Origin of the sequence: Cellulomonas algicola (assembly GCF_003851725.1) — a bacterium.
GTDB lineage: Bacteria > Actinomycetota > Actinomycetes > Actinomycetales > Cellulomonadaceae > Cellulomonas > Cellulomonas algicola.
The window spans coordinates 1-3,670 of the sequence record NZ_BHYL01000226.1 but is presented as its reverse complement, the minus strand read 5'-3'; the positions used below and the strand labels follow the sequence as shown (position 1 = coordinate 3,670).

Sequence of the window (3,670 nt, the reverse complement as noted above, 5' to 3'; positions counted from 1 at the left end):
GTCCGAGGTCGACCGCGCGCTCCACGACCGCGTCGCGCAGCTCGCCGACCGCCCGGGTCGCCGCGCGGTGCGCGTACCGCTCCTGCAGGCCCGTGACGAGCACCCGCGCGGCGACGACCGCCGCGAGGCCCGCGACGAGCGGCCCGATCGCGTCGAGCGTCGCGCCGTCGTGCACGGCCCGGCCGAGCGCGCGGGCGAGCAGCAGCGCCTGCGCGACGACGAGCGCCGCGGTGAGGACCCCGAGTCCCGCGGTCAGCGCGACGTAACCGCGTGCGCTGCGCGCGTACCGCAGGAGCCGGGGGTCGAGCGGGCGCACGTCAGCGCGGCTCCGCGCCGTCGGCCGGCACGTCGTCCTCGCGCCCCGCGCCCACCGACGCGGGGACCGACGCGCGGGTCTTCGCGAACGTCAGGCCCGTGTGCGCGGGGATCTGGTGGCCGCTGATGCGCTTCCGGAACACCCAGTACGTCCAGCCCTGGTACAGCAGCACGAGCGGCGTGAGGAACACGGCGACCCACGTCATGACGGTGAGCGTGTAGTCGGTGGACGACGCGTTGTCGACGGTCAGCGAGTTCGCCGGGTCGAGCGCGGGCATCACGTCGGGGTACATCGACCCGAAGATCAGCACGACGACGGCGACGATCGCGACGGCCGACGCGACGAACGCCTGCCCCTCACGCCGCGCTCGCGTGGCGACGACGAGCGCGACGAGCGCGAGCGCCGCGACGACGACAGCGACCCACGTCCACGCGACCGAGTACGCCACCTGCGCCCAGACCGCCCAGACGGCCCCGACGGCGAGCGTCGCGACGGACGCCTTCGCCGCGAACGCGCCGGCGCGGACGCGGACGTCGCCGTCGGACTTGAGCGCGAGGAACACGGCACCGTGCGTGAGGAAGACGAGCGCGGTGAGCGCGCCGCCGAGCAGCGCGAACGGGTTGAGCAGCGCGAAGAACCCGCCGACGTACTGGTGGTCGGCGTCGAGCTCGACGCCCCGGACCAGGTTGGCGAACGCGACGCCCCACAGCACGGCCGGCACCCACGACCCGACCATCAGCGCACGGTCGGCCCACGCGCGCCAGCGGTCGTCGTCGATCTTGCCGCGCCACTCGAACGCGACGACGCGGACGATCAGCGCGAGCAGGATGAGCAGCAGCGGCAGGTAGAACCCCGAGAACAGCGTCGCGTACCACTCGGGGAACGCCGCGAAGGTCGCGCCGCCGGCGGTGAGCAGCCACACCTCGTTGCCGTCCCAGACGGGACCGATCGTGTTGATCATGACGCGGCGGTCCCGGTCCTTCGCCGCGCGGTCACCGCGGTTCAGGATGCCGAGCAGCATCCCGACGCCGAAGTCGAACCCCTCGAGCAGCAGGTAGCCGGTCCAGAGCACGGCGATGAGCAGGAACCAGACGGTCGACAGCTCCATGGTCGTGGGCTCCCGTTCTCAGTACGCGAAGGACAGCGGACGGTCGGTCGACTCGTCGTCCGGGTCCGGTCGGTTGGCGGGGTTGTCGGGGCTCGGGTCCTTCTCGCTCGCGGCGACGCCCTCGATCGCGTACCGGTGCATGAGGCGGAACCAGACGACCGCCAGCACGCCGTAGAGCGCGGTGAACGCGAGGAGCGACGTGAGGATCGTGCCCGGGCCGGTGACGGTCGAGACGCCGCGCGCGGTGAGCAGCCAGACGCCGTCGACGCCCGACGGGTTGGGGTTGGGCGCGACGACCCACGGCTGGCGGCCCATCTCGGTGAAGATCCAGCCGAACGCCGACGCGAGGAACGGCGTCGCGAGCGCGGCGACGGCGAGCCGGGAGACCCACACGCTCCCGCTGACGCGGCCCTTGCGGGTGACCCACAGCGCGACGAGCGCGAGCGCGGCGGACCCGACGCCGAAGCCGATCATCAGGCGGAACGACCAGTAGGTCACCGCGAGGTTGGGCTGGTACGAGATCGGCTGCCCGTCCTCGTCCGTGAAGCCGAACTTCTCCTCGTACTGCGCCTGGAGGTCCTCGACACCCGGCAAGGGCTCGGTGAAGGAGCCCGACGCGAGGAACGACGTCATGCCCGGGATCTCGATGAGGTGCTGCACGCCCTCGCACGAGTCGGACAGGTCGCCGATCGCGAGGATGGAGAACGGCGCGCCGCCGTCGGTCGTCTCGCACAGGGCCTCGGCGGCCGACATCTTCATCGGCTGCTGGTCGAACATGAGCTTGGCCTGCGCGTCCCCGCTGACGGCGACGACGAGCCCTGCGACGAGCATCGTGACCACGCCGAGCATCACGGCCGGGCGGTAGACGTCGCGTGCCTCGTCCGCACGGTTCGCGCGGACCAGCTTGACCATCCACCAGGCGGCGATCCCCGCGACGAACGTGCCGGCCGTGAGGAACGCGGCGCTGATCGTGTGGGGGAACGCGGCGAGCAGCGTGTTGTTGGTGAGGATCGCGACGATGTCGGTCATCTCCGCGCGGCCCGTCTCCGGGTTGTACGTCGACCCGACGGGGTGCTGCATCCACGAGTTCGCCGCGAGGATGAAGTACGCGGACAGGTTGGTCGCGATCGCGACGGCCCAGATGCACGCGAGGTGGATCTTCTTCGGCAGCTTGTCCCAGCCGAAGATCCACAGCCCGAGGAAGGTCGACTCGACGAAGAACGCGGCGAGCGCCTCCATCGCGAGCGGTGCGCCGAACACGTCGCCGACGAAGCGCGAGTACTCGGACCACGCCATCCCGAACTGGAACTCCTGCACGATGCCCGTGGCGACACCGATCGCGAAGTTGATCAGCAGGAGCTTGCCGAAGAACTTGGTGAGCCGCAGCCACCGCTCGTTCCCGGTCCGGACCCACGCCGTCTGCATGATCGCGACCAGCGGCGCGAGGCCGATCGTCAGCGGCACGAAGATGAAGTGGTAGACGGTCGTGATGCCGAACTGCCAGCGGGCGAGATCGAGGGCGTCCACGTGGGTTCTCCGTGCTCTGCGGACCGGACAGGCGGGCAGGTCGCACGGAGGACGCCTCGGCGGGTGCCCGGCCTGTGGACCTGGGGGAACGCTAAGAAGCACCCCCAGTCTGCTCCTGGGACGAAGGTCCCGTGTAGTGACGGGGCGTCGTGAAACACGGCCTGGAGGTGTCCGGTGTCACTCCACCGCCGCCGCGCCGACGGTCGTGCCGCGCTCGCGGGAGGCCCCTGTGCGATACTGACCACGGTCCGGCCGCGCCCACACCGTGGACGGACCCTTGAGCTCGCAGCACCAGCGCGCATCGCGCGCCAGTCCGCCGCTCGGCCGTGCCGCTCCATCCGGGAGCGCGCCGCCGGTGCAGGCGACGGCGCCGGCCCAGGTGCAGCAGCCACGACCGACGACTTCCGTCGCCGCGCCGAGGGCGTGCGTGACGACCGACCGACCGAGGACCGCGCGTGTGGGGCGGGGCTCTGCGGTACCCAGGAGCACCACGCGTGACCCCCGAGAACACTCCCGAGAACGCAGACGGCACGACGACGTCCGGGGGTGAGTCCGCGCCGAAGACGCGGCGCCGCCGGGCGACGCGCACGACCGCTGCCGCCCCCGTCGTCGAGCAGACGACCGACGCCCCCGCCGGTGACGGTGCGGCCGTCGCCCCCGAGCCCCCGGCCGAGCCGGCCGGGACCGCCGCTCCCGAGGTCGCACCCGCGGCCGACGCG

The 3,670-nt window shown here is 72.2% G+C and carries 2 protein-coding genes and 2 pseudogenes; 1 reads left to right on the top strand and 3 read right to left on the bottom strand.

Annotated elements, in window-relative coordinates; all coding sequences use genetic code 11:
* The 3 genes and pseudogenes from CTKZ_RS14285 to CTKZ_RS14275 form a co-directional block, all read right to left on the bottom strand.
* Positions 1-316, bottom strand: a pseudogene (locus CTKZ_RS14285) (thiol reductant ABC exporter subunit CydD); the annotation flags it as partial.
* 1 nt (position 317) lies between these two features.
* The gene (cydB, locus tag CTKZ_RS14280) at positions 318-1,424 is read right to left on the bottom strand and encodes a cytochrome d ubiquinol oxidase subunit II (RefSeq protein ID WP_225916673.1); all 1,107 of its coding nucleotides are present in this window, start codon (positions 1,422-1,424) and stop codon (positions 318-320) included.
* 18 nt (positions 1,425-1,442) lie between these two features.
* Positions 1,443-2,951: a cytochrome ubiquinol oxidase subunit I gene (locus CTKZ_RS14275; protein ID WP_124343573.1), complete on the bottom strand. Its 1,509-nt coding sequence runs from the start codon at positions 2,949-2,951 to the stop codon at positions 1,443-1,445.
* A gap of 494 nt (positions 2,952-3,445) precedes the next feature.
* Here CTKZ_RS14275 and CTKZ_RS14270 point away from each other — a divergent pair.
* Positions 3,446-3,670 (top strand): annotated as a pseudogene (locus tag CTKZ_RS14270) (hypothetical protein); the annotation flags it as partial.

Coding starts and splice junctions, on each gene's coding strand:
- cydB (WP_225916673.1), bottom strand. CDS start 1,424: ATGGAGCTGTCGACCGTCTGGTTCCTGCTCATCGCCGTGCTCTGGACC.